At 68.4% G+C, this 15,147-nt stretch carries 12 protein-coding genes, 4 tRNA genes and 2 pseudogenes; 13 read left to right on the top strand and 5 right to left on the bottom strand.

Features of this window, described 5'->3' with window-relative positions; genetic code table 11:
- Positions 1–99: 99 nt before the first annotated feature.
- From AC5L3X_RS34850 to AC5L3X_RS34840, 3 genes are all read right to left on the bottom strand, one after another.
- Positions 100–867, bottom strand: coding sequence for an SAM-dependent methyltransferase (locus tag AC5L3X_RS34850; protein WP_494862748.1), 768 nt, complete (start codon positions 865–867; stop codon positions 100–102).
- A 72-nt stretch (positions 868–939) separates the two neighbouring features.
- Complete coding sequence (glmS, locus tag AC5L3X_RS34845; protein WP_189128253.1) at positions 940–2,760, bottom strand: glutamine--fructose-6-phosphate transaminase (isomerizing); 1,821 nt, start codon at positions 2,758–2,760, stop codon at positions 940–942.
- A gap of 20 nt (positions 2,761–2,780) precedes the next feature.
- Entirely contained in the window at positions 2,781–3,050 is a 270-nt protein-coding gene (locus AC5L3X_RS34840) for a hypothetical protein (protein WP_494862746.1), read from the bottom strand.
- A 233-nt stretch (positions 3,051–3,283) separates the two neighbouring features.
- Here AC5L3X_RS34840 and AC5L3X_RS34835 point away from each other — a divergent pair, with 233 nt between their 5' ends.
- The 7 genes and pseudogenes from AC5L3X_RS34835 (at position 3,284) to AC5L3X_RS34805 (ending at position 8,111) form a co-directional block, all read left to right on the top strand.
- On the top strand, positions 3,284–5,116 hold the full coding sequence (locus AC5L3X_RS34835; RefSeq protein WP_494862744.1) for an N-acetylmuramoyl-L-alanine amidase: 1,833 nt from the start codon (positions 3,284–3,286) through the stop codon (positions 5,114–5,116).
- Positions 5,117–5,212: 96 nt separating this feature from the next.
- Positions 5,213–5,284: transfer RNA gene (locus AC5L3X_RS34830), tRNA-Gly, on the top strand.
- A gap of 17 nt (positions 5,285–5,301) precedes the next feature.
- Positions 5,302–5,372, top strand: a tRNA-Cys gene (locus AC5L3X_RS34825).
- 55 nt (positions 5,373–5,427) lie between these two features.
- Positions 5,428–5,499: transfer RNA gene (locus AC5L3X_RS34820), tRNA-Gly, on the top strand.
- A gap of 34 nt (positions 5,500–5,533) precedes the next feature.
- Positions 5,534–5,605 (top strand) — tRNA-Val (locus tag AC5L3X_RS34815).
- A 1,591-nt stretch (positions 5,606–7,196) separates the two neighbouring features.
- Positions 7,197–7,481 (top strand): annotated as a pseudogene (locus tag AC5L3X_RS34810) (transposase family protein); the annotation flags it as partial.
- 60 nt (positions 7,482–7,541) lie between these two features.
- Complete coding sequence (locus AC5L3X_RS34805; RefSeq protein WP_494862810.1) at positions 7,542–8,111, top strand: hypothetical protein; 570 nt, start codon at positions 7,542–7,544, stop codon at positions 8,109–8,111.
- A 176-nt stretch (positions 8,112–8,287) separates the two neighbouring features.
- On the opposite strand, the pseudogene AC5L3X_RS34800 reads toward AC5L3X_RS34805, so the two are convergent.
- Positions 8,288–8,683, bottom strand: a pseudogene (locus tag AC5L3X_RS34800) (DUF262 domain-containing protein); the annotation flags it as partial.
- Between the two features lie 27 nt (positions 8,684–8,710).
- Positions 8,711–9,880, bottom strand: a complete 1,170-nt coding sequence (locus tag AC5L3X_RS34795) for an ammonium transporter (RefSeq protein WP_494862743.1) — start codon at positions 9,878–9,880, stop codon at positions 8,711–8,713.
- A gap of 333 nt (positions 9,881–10,213) precedes the next feature.
- On the opposite strand from AC5L3X_RS34795, the gene AC5L3X_RS34790 reads away from it, so the two are divergent.
- The 6 genes from AC5L3X_RS34790 to AC5L3X_RS34765 are packed head-to-tail and all read left to right on the top strand — an operon-like array spanning position 10,214 to position 15,147.
- Positions 10,214–11,119 carry an urea transporter gene (locus AC5L3X_RS34790; RefSeq protein WP_494862741.1) on the top strand — a complete coding sequence of 302 codons (906 nt, stop codon included), beginning with the start codon at positions 10,214–10,216 and terminating at the stop codon, positions 11,117–11,119.
- A gap of 29 nt (positions 11,120–11,148) precedes the next feature.
- Positions 11,149–11,457 (top strand): urease subunit gamma, encoded by a 309-nt coding sequence (locus AC5L3X_RS34785; protein ID WP_189128258.1) that lies wholly within the window; start codon positions 11,149–11,151, stop codon positions 11,455–11,457.
- Positions 11,454–12,200 carry a sirohydrochlorin chelatase gene (locus tag AC5L3X_RS34780; RefSeq protein ID WP_494862740.1) on the top strand — a complete coding sequence of 249 codons (747 nt, stop codon included), beginning with the start codon at positions 11,454–11,456 and terminating at the stop codon, positions 12,198–12,200. The genes AC5L3X_RS34785 and AC5L3X_RS34780 overlap by 4 nt, the downstream gene beginning before the upstream one ends.
- Positions 12,190–12,687, top strand: coding sequence for an urease subunit beta (ureB, locus tag AC5L3X_RS34775; RefSeq protein WP_494862739.1), 498 nt, complete (start codon positions 12,190–12,192; stop codon positions 12,685–12,687). Before AC5L3X_RS34780 ends, ureB begins: the two co-directional genes overlap by 11 nt.
- Positions 12,688–12,692: 5 nt before the next feature.
- Positions 12,693–14,417: an urease subunit alpha gene (gene ureC / locus AC5L3X_RS34770; RefSeq protein ID WP_494862738.1), complete on the top strand. Its 1,725-nt coding sequence runs from the start codon at positions 12,693–12,695 to the stop codon at positions 14,415–14,417.
- A 13-nt stretch (positions 14,418–14,430) separates the two neighbouring features.
- Positions 14,431–15,147 carry an urease accessory protein UreF gene (locus tag AC5L3X_RS34765; RefSeq protein WP_494862737.1) on the top strand — a complete coding sequence of 239 codons (717 nt, stop codon included), beginning with the start codon at positions 14,431–14,433 and terminating at the stop codon, positions 15,145–15,147.

The raw sequence follows: 15,147 nt of genomic DNA, 5'->3' as shown, positions 1-15,147 counted from the left end.
CCCGAGATGCGGCAAGACCTCCTCTTACTACAGGTTATTAACACATCACGTACGGTCACACGCCGGGGTCGCCGCAACCCCTGATCCCGGAAACCCGACTTACCGCTTCGCGCCGACGCCGGCCAGGAGGTAGGACGACGTGGACGGCTCGCCGACCAGCCTCGGCCGGTCCGGACGCCAGTCGGGGGCGTTCACCAGGCCCGGCTCGACCAGTGCGAAGTCACCGAAGAACGTCCTGATGCCGGCCGGGGTGCGGTCGGCCCCGGCGGCGGAGGGACCACGGGAGATCACCTTGGCCGCGTCCTCGGGGCTCAGCCGCCCGACCGAGGTGGCGTGCGTGATCACCAGATGGCTGCCGGGCGCCAGCGCGTCGCGCAGCCTGGCCACCATCCGCTGAGGATCGGCCGAGTCGGGGACGAAGTGCAGCACCGAGGCCAGCACCACTCCGACCGGCCGCTCGAGGTCGAGGTAGGCGGAGGCGCGCTCCAGCACCTCGCCCGCGTCGAACAGGTCGGCCTGGACCAGGACGGCCCGGCCCGACTCCTCCAGCAGATCTCTGGCCCGGGTGGCCACGACCGGGTCGTGGTCCACGTAGACGACCCTGGCGCCGGGGGCCACCTCGTGCACGTGCCCTCCGGTGGGCAGGCCGCTGCCCAGGTCGAGGAACTGGCCGACCTCGGCCTGGGCGAGGTAACGCACCGCCCGCTGCAGGAACTCCCGGTTGATCCGCGCGAGTGGAACGGCTTGCGGGAACAGGGCCGCAAGCCGGTCGGTCACCTCGCGGTCGACGGCGGTGTTGTCATCGCCGCCGAGCATGTAGTCGTACATTCGCGCAAGGTTGGGAGCCTGAGGATCGAACTCGACCACACGAGGAGCTTAAGTCGCTATTCCAGGAATAACGAGAAGTTTGTCGGATTGTGGCCATCGTGCCATATGAATTTATTCAACTGTGACACTCTTTGCCAGATTGCGCGGCTTGTCCACATCGCGGCCGAGGGCGACCGCCGCGTGATAGGCCAGCAGCTGCAGGGGGATCGTCAGCAGGATCGGGTCCAGCTCGATCTCGTTGCGGGGCACCACGATCACGTCGTCGGCCAGCTTCGCGTCGGGCTCGCGATGACCCACCATGAGCACCTGGCCGCCACGGGCGCGGATCTCGCCGAGCGTGGTGAGGTTCTTGTCGAGCAGCTCGTCGTCGGGGACGATCGCGACCGTCGGCATCTCGGGGCCGATCAGCGCGAGCGGCCCGTGCTTGAGCTCGCTGGCCGGATAGGCCTCCGCGTGCACGTACGAGATCTCCTTGAGCTTCTGGGCGCCCTCGCGGGCCACGGGGTAGCCCCGCACCCGGCCGACGAACATCATGCTCGGATACTTCGCGTACTTCTGCGCCAGCTCGGCGATCTTGTCGCCCTGGGCCAGGATCTCCTCGATCTGCCCGGGCAGCCTGCGCAACCCCTCGCAGATGCGGCGACCGTCGGCCGGCGACAGGTCGTGCACCCGGCCGAAGTGCAGCGCGAGCAGCGCGAAGGCCAGCGACGTGGAGGTGAACGCCTTGGTGGAGGCGACCGACACCTCGGGCCCGGCATGCAGGTAGACGCCGCCGTCGACCTCCCGGGCGATCGCGCTGCCGACCGCGTTGACGATGCCGATGACCCGGCCGCCCTTGCGCTTCAGCTCCTGCACCGCGGCGAGCGTGTCGTAGGTCTCGCCCGACTGGCTGATCGCGACGTACAGGGTGTCGGGGTCGACGACCGGGTTGCGGTAGCGGAACTCGCTGGCGGGCTCGGCGTCGGCCGGGATGCGGGCCAGCTCCTCGATCAGCTGGGCGCCGATCTGGCCCGAGTAGTAGGCCGAGCCACAGCCGATGATCTTCACCCGGCGGAAGGACCGGGTCTCGCGGGCGTCCATGTTGAGCCCGCCCAGGTGCGCGATGTGGAAGCGCTCGTCGAGGCGGCCGCGCATGGTGCGGGAGACCGTGTCGGGCTGCTCGGAGATCTCCTTGAGCAGGTAGTGCTCGTAACCGCCGGTGTCGTAGTGGCCGGCCTCCCAGTCGACGGTCAGCGGCTCCTTGGCCGTCTCGCGGGCGTCGCTGGCGAAGGTGTGGAAGCCGTCGGCCTTGAGCACGGCCAGCTCGCCGTCCTCCAGGTGCACGACCTGACGCGTGTAGCGGACCAGCGCGGCCACGTCGGACGCGGCGAACATCTCCTTCTCGCCGATGCCCAGCACGATCGGGCTGCCGTTGCGCGCCACCACGACCTCCCCGGGCCGCTGGGCGTCGATCACCGCGATGCCGTAGGTGCCGACGATGCTCTTGAGCGCCTTCCTGACCGCCTCCTCCAGCGTCTCGGTCTCCTCGGCGGTGCGGGCGATCAGGTGGGCGAGCACCTCGGTGTCGGTCTCGGAGACGAACGCCACCCCGTCGGCGACCAGCTTGGCGCGCAGCTCGTCGGCGTTCTCGATGATGCCGTTGTGCACGACCGCGATGCGCTCGTCGGTCGACAGGTGCGGATGCGCGTTGAGGTCACTGGGGACGCCGTGGGTCGCCCAGCGCGTGTGACCGATGCCGAGGCCGCCCTTGAACCTGGCCGGCATCACCTTGGCCAGATCGGCCACCCTGCCCTTGACCTTGCGCAGCTTGAGGCCCTTGTTCGACACCACGACACCCGCCGAGTCGTAGCCGCGATACTCCAGCCGCTGCAGGCCCTCCAGCAGGATGGGCGCCGCGTCCTTCGATCCGACGTAGGCGACGATTCCGCACATCCGAGGTCTCCTCTGTCCGCTTATCCGTAGACGATCCGGCGCAGCTGCCGCAGAGACAGCTCGGGCGCCGCCACCGGGCGGCCCCGCAGCTCCGCGGCGACCCTGGGGAAGATCTCGTCGTTGGTGAAGCCGTGAGCCTTCAGCTCGGAATGACGCCGCCGTACGAACTCCTCGACCGGCTCGGAGAAGTACGCCAGCACGTCGGCCACCACGCGCGCCGCCTCGCCCGAGCCGAGCCCGCTGGTGCGGGCCAGATGGGCGATGAGGTCCTCATAGGGATGCCGTGCCATGGACACAGACGAGGACACTACGCATGAGAGACGAGACATGCCAAGGTCCTGCCCGAAATCGGGCAGGATTAGCGCCTAGTGGGCTCCCGAACGTGTCCAACCTTTCGCCAAGCACCGGTCGGCGGCCGTCACCGTGGCCGGCCTCATCCGCATCATCCGTCACGTCTGACACATCCCTTTCTGGGAATGGTTACGGCGGGTGATCGAGCAAAGCCGCTACGTGGGGGTATTTCATGCTGCACTGGGTCGTCGCCGGACTGGCCGCGAGCGCTCTGGCCGGGCCGAGCCAGCCCGGCAGGCAGGCCGAGTTCGCCGCTGCGGCCAGAGACTACGGCGTGCCGGTCAGCGTGCTGCTCGGCGTCTCCTACCTGGAGTCCCGCTGGGACGGCAACGCCGGCGAGCCGAGCGTGGGCGGCGGCTACGGGCCGATGCATCTCGTGGACACCGACGCCGCGCGAGCCGGTGGACACGCGGCGCCCCCGGCACCGCCGGCGCCCGCGTCGCCCGCATCGCCCGCGGCGCCCGTCTCCCGGCAGGCGACGGTGCGGGAGGCGGCGCGGCTGACCGGGCTGCCCCCGGACAGGCTGCGCTCCGACCCGGCGGCCAACATCCGGGGCGGCGCCGCCGTCCTCGCCTCCTACCAGCCGCACCGCAGCGCCGACCCGGCCGACTGGCACGACGCCGTCACCCGCTACTCGGGCTCCCGGGCCTTCGCCGACGAGGTGTTCGCGGTCATCCGGGAGGGCGCGGCCCGCCGTACGGACGACGGCTTCCGGATCCGGCTGGAGCCGGATCCCGACGCGCGCCCGGCGCCCCGGGCGGACCCGGACGCGCGCCAGGCGCCGCGGGCGGACCCGGCCCAAGAGACGGAGTGCCCCGCCGCGCTGGCCTGCGAGTGGATGCCCGCCGCCTACCGACGCACCGGCGGCGGTGGCTACGGCAACCACGACCGGCTCGACCGCGCGCGGCGCGTCGACTACATCGTGATCCACGACACCGAGGGCGCCTACGCGGGCCTGCCGAAGCTCGTGCACGACCCCGAGTACGTGAGCTGGCACTACACGGTCCGCTCCCGCGACGGGCACGTCGCCCAGCACGTGCGGACCGGGGACATCGCCTGGCACGCCGGCAACTGGGACGTCAACACCCGCTCGATCGGCATCGAGCACGAGGGCTACCTGGCCACGGGCGGCACCTGGTACACCGAGGCGATGTACCGGGCGTCGGCCAGGCTGGTGCGCTACCTCGCGGCCCGCTACGACATCCCGATCGACCGGGCGCACATCCTCGGCCACGACACCGTGCCCGGCACCACGCCCGAGGCCCTGCCGGGCATGCACGAGGACCCCGGCCCCTACTGGGACTGGGCACACTACTTCGACCTCATGGGTCACCCGATCGAGGGCTCCCGCCGCGGCACCTCGGTCGTCATCCGGCCCGACTACGAGACCCACCGGCCCCGCTTCACCGGCTGCTCCAAGACCGGCTGCGAACCCCACGGCGCCTCGACGGTGTGGCTGCGCACCGAACCCCGCGCCGACGCCCCGCTGATCGACGACATCGGCAAGCGGGTCGGCCAGCCCAGCACCCGCAGCGTGTACGACCACAGCGCGCGAGCCTCGACCGGCCAGCGGTTCGCCCTCGCCGGGACCCAGGACGACTGGACGGCCATCTGGTATCTCGGCCAGAAGGCGTGGTTCCGCAACCCGCCCGACCGGCCCACCGCCGTGCCCGCCAGGGGCCCGCTGGTCACCCCGATCGACGGGCGCGTCAGGGTCTACGGCCGCGCCTACCCCGAACGATCCGCCTATCGGGGCACGCGCGCCGCCTACCAGCAGGAGGTCGCCCTCCCGTACGTGATCCGCCCCGGCCAGTTCTACTCCCTCGGTCTCACCGTGCCCGGCTCCTACCAGGCGACCGGCTCCTTCGTCCCGGCCCGGCACGTCAGCGTCCAGGGCGACCAGCGCTTCCACCAGATCCAGCTCGGCCACCGCATCGCGTTCGTCATGGCCAAGGACGTCCGCGTGATCCGGTCGGCTGCTCGGTCCCACGCCGGATCACGCTGAAAACGCCGGAACCCGGCCCTGTCGCGGGCAGGACGCGCCGGGCACTCCGCGAAGACGATATGGTTTTCCCGTGGACCGGCACCTCGCCGGAGACACGCGGAAGTGGCTCAGTGGTAGAGCATCACCTTGCCAAGGTGAGGGTCGCGGGTTCGAATCCCGTCTTCCGCTCGGAGTTCAACACTCCTGGTGGAGTGGCCGAGAGGCGAGGCAGCGGCCTGCAAAGCCGTCCACACGGGTTCAAATCCCGTCTCCACCTCGGGCGGACGGCGGACCCTCCGGGATCCGCTAAGGTAAAGAGCAAGCAGCGCCACGCGGAAGTGGCTCAGTGGTAGAGCATCACCTTGCCAAGGTGAGGGTCGCGGGTTCGAATCCCGTCTTCCGCTCTGAGTGACAACTCAACATGTGACAACTCAACACGGACGATTAGCTCAGCGGGAGAGCGCTTCCCTGACACGGAAGAGGTCACAGGTTCAATCCCTGTATCGTCCACCGAAAGCAGCCCCAGCCTCCGGCAGTGCCAGGAGCCGGGGCTCCTTTTATTCATGACGCGAGGATGTAGTGGCCCAAGCTGGGCCAGGACCCCCTTTAGCTGATCTTTGCCGACGTGCTCCGCCAGATCATCCAGGCATTGGCAGTGGTCCAGCGAGGCAGATAACGAGCCGCGCTCACCAGTGACGCGCAGCCCGAGCGGCACCTGTTCCAGCCACCCGTTGACGCAAGTGAAGCCTCTCGCTGTGAACTTGATCTCTTCGCAAAGACCAGTTCTAGCAGGGGCTTCACCCATGTCCGGGGCCAGGAGGCCGCCGTGCTCGACGTCCGCCGGGAGACCGCGCTGCACCTGTCGCAGTGGTCTTGGTGGTGTGCGGCGCGCCCAGGGTGAGGACCATGCCGGACGGCTTCAGATCCACCAGTAGCTGCCGGGCGGCCGGGCCTTCACCGTGTTAACTGGGAACTTGGCACTGGCCCAGCACCGCGCCGCTGTCGTGGCGATCGCGCCGACCAGGAAGACCCACCGCTCTCGGTCCGGGCACCGCGCAGGGCCTTGCCGTCGATCGCGGCGGCGGGCAGCAGACATCGGGGGCGGGGGCCCTCCCAGGGAGGACGGAGGCGTCGTGCTGTACGGCCCGCTCGGGCTACCGCTGGCCGGTCTTCCGCTCGCTCGTTCGGAGCCAGTCCGGGAGGATCGCCTGGACGCCGGGCAGTGCCATCACCCGCGCGAGACCGCCGACGGAAGCTCGGGATCGCCGCCAGAGCCCGTCACGTTACTCGCGATAGAACTGCTCCCAAGAGCCGGCCGTGGATGACCGGGCGCGAAGCATGCCGTCGTCGCCTCCGGAGTAATTTACCTCCGCTGTGACGTAAAGACCTGTGCCCCTAGACCGTATTTCGCATAGGTCTGTTCTGGGGTAATCGATCAAACACCGGATGTCGAACTGCTCCCAGGAGCCGATCGTGGATGACCGGGCACGAAGCATACCGTCATATGCGCCCGGATAATTCACTTCCGCTGTGACGAACCTTCCCCCCGACCGCATCCCCCACCAAGTGCCATCCACGTAGCAGATAGTAAATACGGCGGCTTGGTCGTAATCGGCACGAGCTCGCAGCATCGCATTGCGATCTCCGGAGTATCCGTACTCTATAGCGACATACTTCCCAGTCCCCCGGGATCGCAGGCGGAATGGATACGCATCCTGGCAATCGGCAGCAGCCGATACTTCCGAGCCCGCTCGATATAGTGGCTTACTAGCTGCGGAGGCTTGGGCGGCCGATGGCGATATAGGTACGATGGAAAGCATGGCGATCGCGGCAGTTGCCAACGATGCAATTCTCGTCGTCAAGCGCATGCAGGTTCCCTTCCCTTTTCTTTTGTTGCCCTGGGGTAATCCAGATGCGGAACTGTAGACCTGCTGCTCGATAAGGCAGCTGCCCTTCCCAATAGTAAGGTGGTCCGGTATACGGCCGGTATATTGTGCTGCGGCCGAGAACGTCCAGCACAACGCGAAAGGTCCCGCCCTCCCATAAGGAAGGCGGGACATCGGTGCAGGATCGCCTTGAAGAGGGAGGCCGTCTCCAGGCGGCCACCGAAACCGGCCTTCTCACCTTGACCGACCTGGGCTATGAGAACCTCAGCCCGGCCATCCGCACCCCGGTCAAGAAACCCAAGAACGCCCAGCTCACCGACGAGCAGAAGGCGTACAGCCAGGTCATCCGCGGCGTGCATGCCATCGCCGAACGGGCGAACTCCCTGCTCAAGACCACATTCAAAGCGTTGCGGCGAGTCAGTCTCGATCCCTGGCGGATCGGCGCGATCGGCGCAGCCGCGCTCGTCATCCTCCGTCTCGAACACGGCAGGCACACCTGACCGAAGATCACACTCCGCACGGCGAGGACGGCGTCGAAGACCGCGGTGTTGGCCAGCTGGGTGTTCTTGATCGACGGGTACAGCTCCAGCTTGGCCACAGAGCACGCGCTGCACCGCACCCGCAGCCTGCGGTCCGCTGTACTCGTTGACCTGGTGGACGAACCGTTGCTCGTGCTCCTCCACCATGCCGGGGCTCCGTTCGGTGAACTCGGTCTCGGCCAGGCCCATGCCACCGGGCAGGTCGAGCAGCTCGGCCAGCTCACGCGCGTTGATGTGCTGGTCGGCGGCCGCTTGGGAGGACTCGTCGAACTCGATGCCTTCGGCCCGCAGAACATCGTGGACGTCTCGTTGATCGTCCGGATCGCTCCAGCGGAAACCATCGGACACCTGGCCGGACTTGGTGAGCGCCCGGTGGGCGTTGAGCACCGGAACAGTGGCCAGGTGGACGCCGACCGGGACAGCGTGCGAGCCAATCAGTTCGGCCAGGTCGGAATAGGAGGTCCAGGTGGTGGGCGGCAACGCGGCCAGCGCGTTGTGCAGCAACGTCCAGTCGCGGGACGCGGTACCCGGATCGGTCTCCTCGGGCCCAGGTCAGATGGCAATCGCCCGATCGGCCAGGCGGTGTCGTAGACGTGCTGGCCACGCGTCGGCAGGCACATGAACACGTAGTTGCGGATCAGGTCGACCTGGCTGAGCCGCATGCCGGTGTTGTTGATCGACTCGAAGATGCGGAAGGCGTTGTCGCAGCTCCGTTCGCGAGCAGTCGGGTCCTCGGCGATCAGATGATCTCTGATCGCGCACAGTGCCAGCATCAGCGTGGTCAGCCGCTGCTGGCCGTCCACGACCATCCACTGCGACCGGCTGGGTGCCAGCTCCGGCCCTGGCGCCAGGACCACCGATCCCAGGAAGTGACTGGGGGCGTTCTGCCGGTTCTCGGCAAGTACGTCTACTTGGGCGGTGATATCGGCCCACAGCTGGGTGAGTTGGGGGCGTTCCCAGGTGTACTGGCGTTGGTACAGCGGCACCAGTAACTGATGGTCGCCCTGGATGAGCCTGCGAAGCGTGGTCTCGTTCGCCTTCCTTCCAGACCTTCCATTCGAAGCGTGATCCCGGATACTTGACGAGCACGCGCCACAGTAGGCCACGGCAACGCCCTCTACTCTTCGTTGACCCAGGTCATCGCAGGTCGGAATGTCGCACATGCCCCAGAAGCGTCCCGGCCGTCCGGATCAGCTCTCCGCGAAGTTGCGGTCCGAGCCCTGCTCCTGCTCCTCGTCCGTCATGCGCATGCGGAAGAGCCTGTCGATGACGTACCCGATGGCGTACGTGAGGACGAACGAGTAGACACCGACCACCACGATGGCGACCGCCTGTTTGCCGAGCACCGCGGCCGAGCCGCCGTGGAAGAGGCCGGGCACTCCGCGCAACTCGCCGGTGGCGAAGAAGCCGAGTGACAGGAGGCCGACGATGCCGCCCACCCCGTGGATGCCGGTGACGTCCAGGGTGTCGTCGTAGCCGACGACGAACTTCATCTCCACCGCGTACGTGCAGACGATGGCGGCGATGATCCCGATGAAGAACGCGCCGACGGGGTTGACGAAGGCGCACGAGGGGGTGATGGCCACGAGTCCGGCGAGCGCGCCGCTGGCCGAGCCCACCTTGGTCAGGTGCCGGAAGCGGATCCATTCCAGCAGCCGCCAGGCCAGCATCGCGGAGCAGCCGGCGATCATGGTGCTGACGAAGGCCCTGGCGGCCGTGGCGCCGTCGGTCAGCGCCGAACCGGCGTTGAACCCGAACCAGCCGAACCACAGCAAACCCAAGCCAAGCATGACATAGGCGATGTTGCCCGGCCTGGGCCCTTCCTGGCGGCGGAAGGCGACGCCGCGGCCCAGCACGAGCGCCATGGCCAGCCCGGCGATGCCCGAGTTCAGCTCGACGACCAGGCCGCCGGCGAAGTCCATGACCCCCCACTTGCTGAGCCACCCGGACTGGGCGAACACCCAGTGCGCGATCGGCGTGTAGACCAGGGTGATCCAGACGACGACGAAGGCGATCCACGGCCCGAACCGGGCGCGTCCCGCGATCGAGCCGCTGATGAGCGCGACCGTGATGATGGCGAAGGTGGCCTGGAAGGCCGCGTAGACGTAGATGGGGATCCGTCCGAACACCTCCGTGGGAGCCAGGCCGGGGAAGTTGCTCCAGCCGATGAGCCCCATCCCCCCGGCGTCGGCGCCGAAGGCGAGCCCGAAGCCGTAGGCGAACCACACCACGGTCACCAGGCTGATGCAGATGAAGCTCATGTAAAGCATCGTCAAAAGGTTTCTGGAGCGGACCATGCCGCCATAAAAAAAGGCCAGTCCGGGGGTCATCAGAAGCACCATCGCGGTGCTCACCAGCATCCAGGCAGAATCTCCGGTATTCAGACCGGTCGGCATTTCTTCCCCCTCGTTCGAGCTGCATTTTCGAATTGCGCTCACAGGCACATGACGAGGCCCTGCCCGCTGTCTTGACCTTGGCACCGAGGAGGCAAACGCGACGTTTCATTACTTTGCCCATCATTAACTCTCGCCTCTTTTCAGTGGACCGGGCCAGGGAAGTTAACGGTGCGACCCCCTCGATTCGTGTTTTTCCTGGCGGAACGGAGATCTGCGCACATGAGCTCGGCGTCGCTACCGGGGGACAAACCTGGCGGGACCGGCTCGACAGGGGGCAATCGGCTGACCGACCTGCTGTTGACCGTTCCACGCGGCGTCGCGCAGGTCGACTTCCAGCCGAGCTATTGGACGGGGCTGCTGTTCATCGTCGCGCTGTTCGTCGGCGGCTGGCAGTTCGGCGTCTTCGGGCTGCTGGGCACGGTGGCCGCCACCGCCACCGCCTACCTGCTGGGCGTCACCTGGGATCGGGTCGGCCTCGGTCTCGAAGGTTTCTGCGGAACGCTGATCGGTGTCAGCCTCGTCCTCTACCTCGGTGTCAGCTGGATGACCGTCTTCCTGGTCATCGGGGGCGCGATCGCCGGAAGCGTGCTCACCTCGGCCATGGTCACGGTGCTCACGCCGTACAACCTGCCGACGTTCACCGCCCCGTTCTGCGTGATCACCACGGTGATGGTGATCGGCGCGCCGTCGTTCGCCCGCGTCTGGGCCGGGCACGTCAACACCAGCGCGCCGTCCGTGACCCACCCAGGCACGGCGGTCACCTGGACCGACGTCTGGCAGGGCACTTTCAACGGCGTCGGCCAGGTGTTCTTCCAGAACAAGTGGTACGTCGGCGTCATCTTCCTGCTGGGGCTGCTGGTCGCCGGCTGGCGAATCGCGCTGGCGGCCTTCCTGTCCAGCCTGCTCGGGCTGCTCGTGGGCTGGTCGTTCGGCGCCCAGGCGGCCGACCTCGGAGCCGGTCTGTACGGCTACAACTCGGTGCTGACCGGGATCGCGCTGGCCGGGACGTTCGTCGTGCTGACCCCGATCAGCGGGGTCTACGCGGCGATCGGCGCCGCCTCGGCGGCCGCGCTGACCGCCGGGATCGGCAACCTGTTCGCCGTGGTCGGCGGCCACACCCTGACCTGGCCGTTCGTACTGATCACCTGGGTCTTCCTGGCCGCCGTCCCGATGCTCGCCAAGATCCACCGGGTCGCCAGCTGAGGCGCCGGGAGGAGAAAGAGAGAACCTGAATGAACCTCACACCACGAGAGATCGACAAGCTGCTGATCTTCGTTGTCGCGGAGCTGGCGGACAAACGCCGGAAGCGCGGGCTGAAACTCAACTACGGCGAGTCGGTGGCACTGATCAGCTCCGCCATCGTGGAGGCGGCCCGTGACGGCAAGACCGTGGCCGAGTGCATGGAGCTGGGCAAGAACATCGTCGGCCCGGACGACGTCCTGCCCGGCGTGCGCGGGATGCTCAAGCTGCTGCAGGTCGAGGCGGCGTTCGACGACGGCACCAAGCTGGTCTCCTGCCACGATCCCGTAGGCGGGAAATGACGATCCGGCCCCGCGACGTCCTGCTGGCCGCCGGGCACGAGAGCCTCGGCGGCCAGAGCCTGCGCGACCTGGCCGGGCCGGGCACCGAGGCGCACGCCGCCGGTCGCGATCTGGCCGCGGCCGTCCGCGACCACGCCCGGGCCGTGGTCGTGCCGATGACGCTGGGCCGCGACCCGGGCCTGTCCGCCACCGCCGCGCAGACCCTGGCCTGGGCGGCCCGCGACCGGACGCCCGGAGACCTGCTGCTCGCGCCGCCGCTGGGCGCGCCGGAGCACCTGGTCGGCTGGCTCAAGGCGGCGATCGGCAGGGACCTGCGCGCCGGGCCGCCGCCGCAGGCCGTGGTGCTGTCGGCCCCGTCCGCCGGGCCGGAGCAGGACGCGGAGCTGTTCAAGGTGGCCTACCTGGTGGGGCAGGGCCTGCCGGTCCGCTGGGTGGAGGTGGCGTTGACCGGCGGCAGGCCGGACATGACGGAGAGCCTGGCCCGCTGCCACCTGCTCGGGGCCGTGGACGTGCTGCTCGTCCCCGCCTCCTTCGTCCCGGCGCCGGTCCTGGACGGCGTGCGGACAGGTGGACCGCTGCTCGGGCCGGCCGGGCTCGCGGCGCTGATCAGAGACCGCGTGGCCACGGCGGAGCGCCGGTGGCGCCTCGACGGCGACGACGGCCTGTCCGGCGGGAGGAGCGCGCACCACCACCACGATCACCACCACGACTCCCTAGAAAGGGCGACGTTCCATGTCGGATGACGATGTCTACATTTACGGCGAAGGAAAGATCGAGCTCAACGCGGGACAGCGAAGAGTGATGCTCACCGTGCACAACACCGGCGACCGGGCGGTCCAGATCGGCTCTCATTTCCATTTCTTCGAGACCAACCGCGCCTTGAGCTTCGACCGGGAGCAGGCATTCGGCATGCGCCTCGACATTCCGTCGGGCACCGCGGTGCGTTTCGAGCCGGGTGACACCAAGGACGTCCAGCTGGTGGAGTACGGCGGCGGTCTGAGAATCGTCGGATTCGGCGGGCTGCTCAACGGAAGCGTCCGCTCTCGCGAGGCCCGGCGGGAGGCGATCGTGAGAATGCGCGCCCGCGGCTACCGCGACGAGCCGGGCGCCCCGGAGAAACCCGAGAAATCCGAGAAGGCCGAGAAGAGCGAGAAGCCCGAGAAGGCGGAGAAGGCTGAAAAGGGCGCTGCCAAGACGAAGCGCGCACCCCGTACCGGCAAGAAGGGCTGACCTCGATGACCAGCATCGACCGCAAGCGGTATGCGAGCATGTACGGCCCCACCGTGGGCGACCGGATCCACCTGGGCGACACCAACCTGGTCGTCGAGGTGGAGAAGGACTACACCGAGGGCCACTACGGCGACGAGGTCCAGTACGGCGGCGGCAAGACCGCCCGAGACGGCATGTCCGCTGATCCGGGGTCGCAGAACGCCACGACCGCCCTCGACACGGTGATCACCAACGCCGTGATCATCGACCCGGTGCTCGGCATCATCAAGGCCGACATCGGGATCAAGAACGGGCGGATCGCCGGGGTCGGCAAGTCCGGCAACCCGCACACGCAGAACGGCGTGGACCGGCGGCTGATCGTCGGCGCGGGCACCGAGGTGATCTCCGGCGAGAACCTCATCGCCACCGCGGGCGCCATCGACACCCACGTCCATTTCATCTCCCCGCTGCAGGCGGAGCACGCGCTGAGCAACGGGATCACCACCCTGCTCGGCGGCGGCACCGGGCCGGCCGACGGCACCCGGGGCACGACCTGCACGCCGGGCCCGTGGAACATCAGCCGCATCCTGCAGGCGTACGAGGAGATCCCGATCAACGTCGGGCTCCTCGGCAAGGGCAACTGCAGCCTGCCAAAGCCGCTGGAGGAGCAGCTCCGCGCGGGCGCCTGCGGCCTGAAGGTGCACGAGGACTGGGGCACGACGCCCGCGGTCATCGACTGCTCGCTGTCGGTGGCCGACGCCTACGACATCCCGGTCAACATCCACACCGACACGCTGAACGAGGCCGGGTTCGTCGAGGACACCATCAGCGCGATCAACGGGCGCGCGATCCACACCTACCACTCCGAAGGCGCCGGCGGCGGCCACGCGCCGGACATCCTGCGGGTGATCGGTGAGCCCAACGTGCTGCCCGCCTCCACCAACCCGACGCTGCCCTACACGGCCAACTCGGTGGACGAACTGCTGGACATGACGATGGTCTGTCACCATCTCAGCTACGACGTCCCCGAGGACATCGCCTTCGCCGAGAGCCGGGTCCGCGCCGAGACCATCGCGGCGGAGACGGTGCTGCACGACCTGGGCATGATCAGCATCATCGGCTCCGACTCCCAGGCCATGGGCCGGGTCGGCGAGTCGGTCACCCGGGCCTTCCAGATCGCCCACCACTGCAAGGAGCAGCGGGGCCCGCTACCGGAGGACTCCGAACGTAACGACAACTACCGGGTGCTGCGCTTCATGGCCAAGGTCACCATCAACCCGGCCCGCGTCAGCGGCATGGCGGACCTGATCGGCTCGCTCGAGGACGGCAAGCTGGCGGACATCGTGCTGTGGCCCGTGCACTCGTTCGCCGTCAAGCCGCTCATGGTCGTCAAGGGCGGGTTGATCAGCTGGGGTGAGATGGGCGATCCGAACGCGTCGCTGCCCACCCCGCAGCCGGTCTACTTCCGGCCGATGTTCGGCGCCGTCGGCAAGGCGCTGCGGAAGACCTGCGTCACCTTCATGTCGGACGCGGGCATCCAGAACCAGGTGCCCGAGCGGCTCGGACTGGAACGGCTGGTCGCGCCGGTGCGGCAGTGCCGGACGGTCGACAAGCGGCACATGCTGTACAACTCGACGCTCGGCGACATCAGAGTCGACCCGGAAACCTACAAGGTCACGCTGAACGGCGAGCTGATGACCATCGAACCGGCCCGCAAGCTCCCGCTCAACCGGCTCTACTTCATCGCCTGAGCGAGGAGACGCGATGAGGCTGTCGCGCGGTGGCCTGGAGCCGCTGTTCGCCCAGTTCCAGCTGACGGACTCGGGTTTTCCCAGCGGGCTGTACACGCTGTCGCACGGGCTGGAGGGATACGTCCAAGAGGGGCTGATCGGCTCCGGCGAGCTGGACGTCCCGCTGACGGACCTGCTGACGGACCTGCTGGAGAACTCGGTGGGCCCGGCGGACGCCACGGCCCTGGTGCTCGCGCACCGCGCGGTCCAGTCCGGCGACTGGGACCGGGTGGTGGAGGTGGATCAGCGCCTGCACGCCGTCAAACTCGCCCGCGAGCCGCGCGCGGCCTCGACGAAGACCGGAAGGCAGGTGCTGGTCACGGCCGTCTCGGCCCTCGGCTCGGCGGCCGCCGCCCGGCTCGCCGACCTGGTCGCGCGTGACGTCACCCCCGGCAACCACGCGGTCGTCATCGGGGTGGTGCACGCGGGTGGCGGGGTGCCGGTGACCAACGCGGTCGCCGGTGACCTGCACGCGTTCGCCGCGAGCTTCACGGCGGCGGCGGTGCGGCTGGGCCGTACCGACTTCCGCCGGGCGCAGGCGATCCTGCGCGAGGTCAGGCCGGTCCTCGTGCGGGTCGCCCGGGCGGCGCTGGACGCCACCGATCCGCGCGACGTGCACGGCTGCGTGCCCGTCGCCGACACCGTCTCCGCCGCCCACGAGCGGGCGCCGGCCCGGCTGTTCATCACCTGA

Source organism: Nonomuraea sp. CX421 (assembly GCF_059358955.1).
This window is presented reverse-complemented; position numbering and strand designations above follow the sequence as displayed.

What these genes read in the sequence shown, in the direction of transcription:
- glmS (WP_189128253.1), bottom strand. Translation starts at nt 2,760, where the DNA reads ATGTGCGGAATCGTCGCCTACGTCGGATCGAAGGACGCGGCGCCCATC.
- AC5L3X_RS34840 (WP_494862746.1), bottom strand. Translation starts at nt 3,050, where the DNA reads ATGGCACGGCATCCCTATGAGGACCTCATCGCCCATCTGGCCCGCACC.
- AC5L3X_RS34835 (WP_494862744.1), top strand. Translation starts at nt 3,284, where the DNA reads ATGCTGCACTGGGTCGTCGCCGGACTGGCCGCGAGCGCTCTGGCCGGG.
- AC5L3X_RS34795 (WP_494862743.1), bottom strand. Translation starts at nt 9,880, where the DNA reads ATGCTGGTGAGCACCGCGATGGTGCTTCTGATGACCCCCGGACTGGCC.
- AC5L3X_RS34785 (WP_189128258.1), top strand. Translation starts at nt 11,149, where the DNA reads ATGAACCTCACACCACGAGAGATCGACAAGCTGCTGATCTTCGTTGTC.
- AC5L3X_RS34780 (WP_494862740.1), top strand. Translation starts at nt 11,454, where the DNA reads ATGACGATCCGGCCCCGCGACGTCCTGCTGGCCGCCGGGCACGAGAGC.
- ureB (WP_494862739.1), top strand. Translation starts at nt 12,190, where the DNA reads ATGTCGGATGACGATGTCTACATTTACGGCGAAGGAAAGATCGAGCTC.
- ureC (WP_494862738.1), top strand. Translation starts at nt 12,693, where the DNA reads ATGACCAGCATCGACCGCAAGCGGTATGCGAGCATGTACGGCCCCACC.
- AC5L3X_RS34765 (WP_494862737.1), top strand. Translation starts at nt 14,431, where the DNA reads ATGAGGCTGTCGCGCGGTGGCCTGGAGCCGCTGTTCGCCCAGTTCCAG.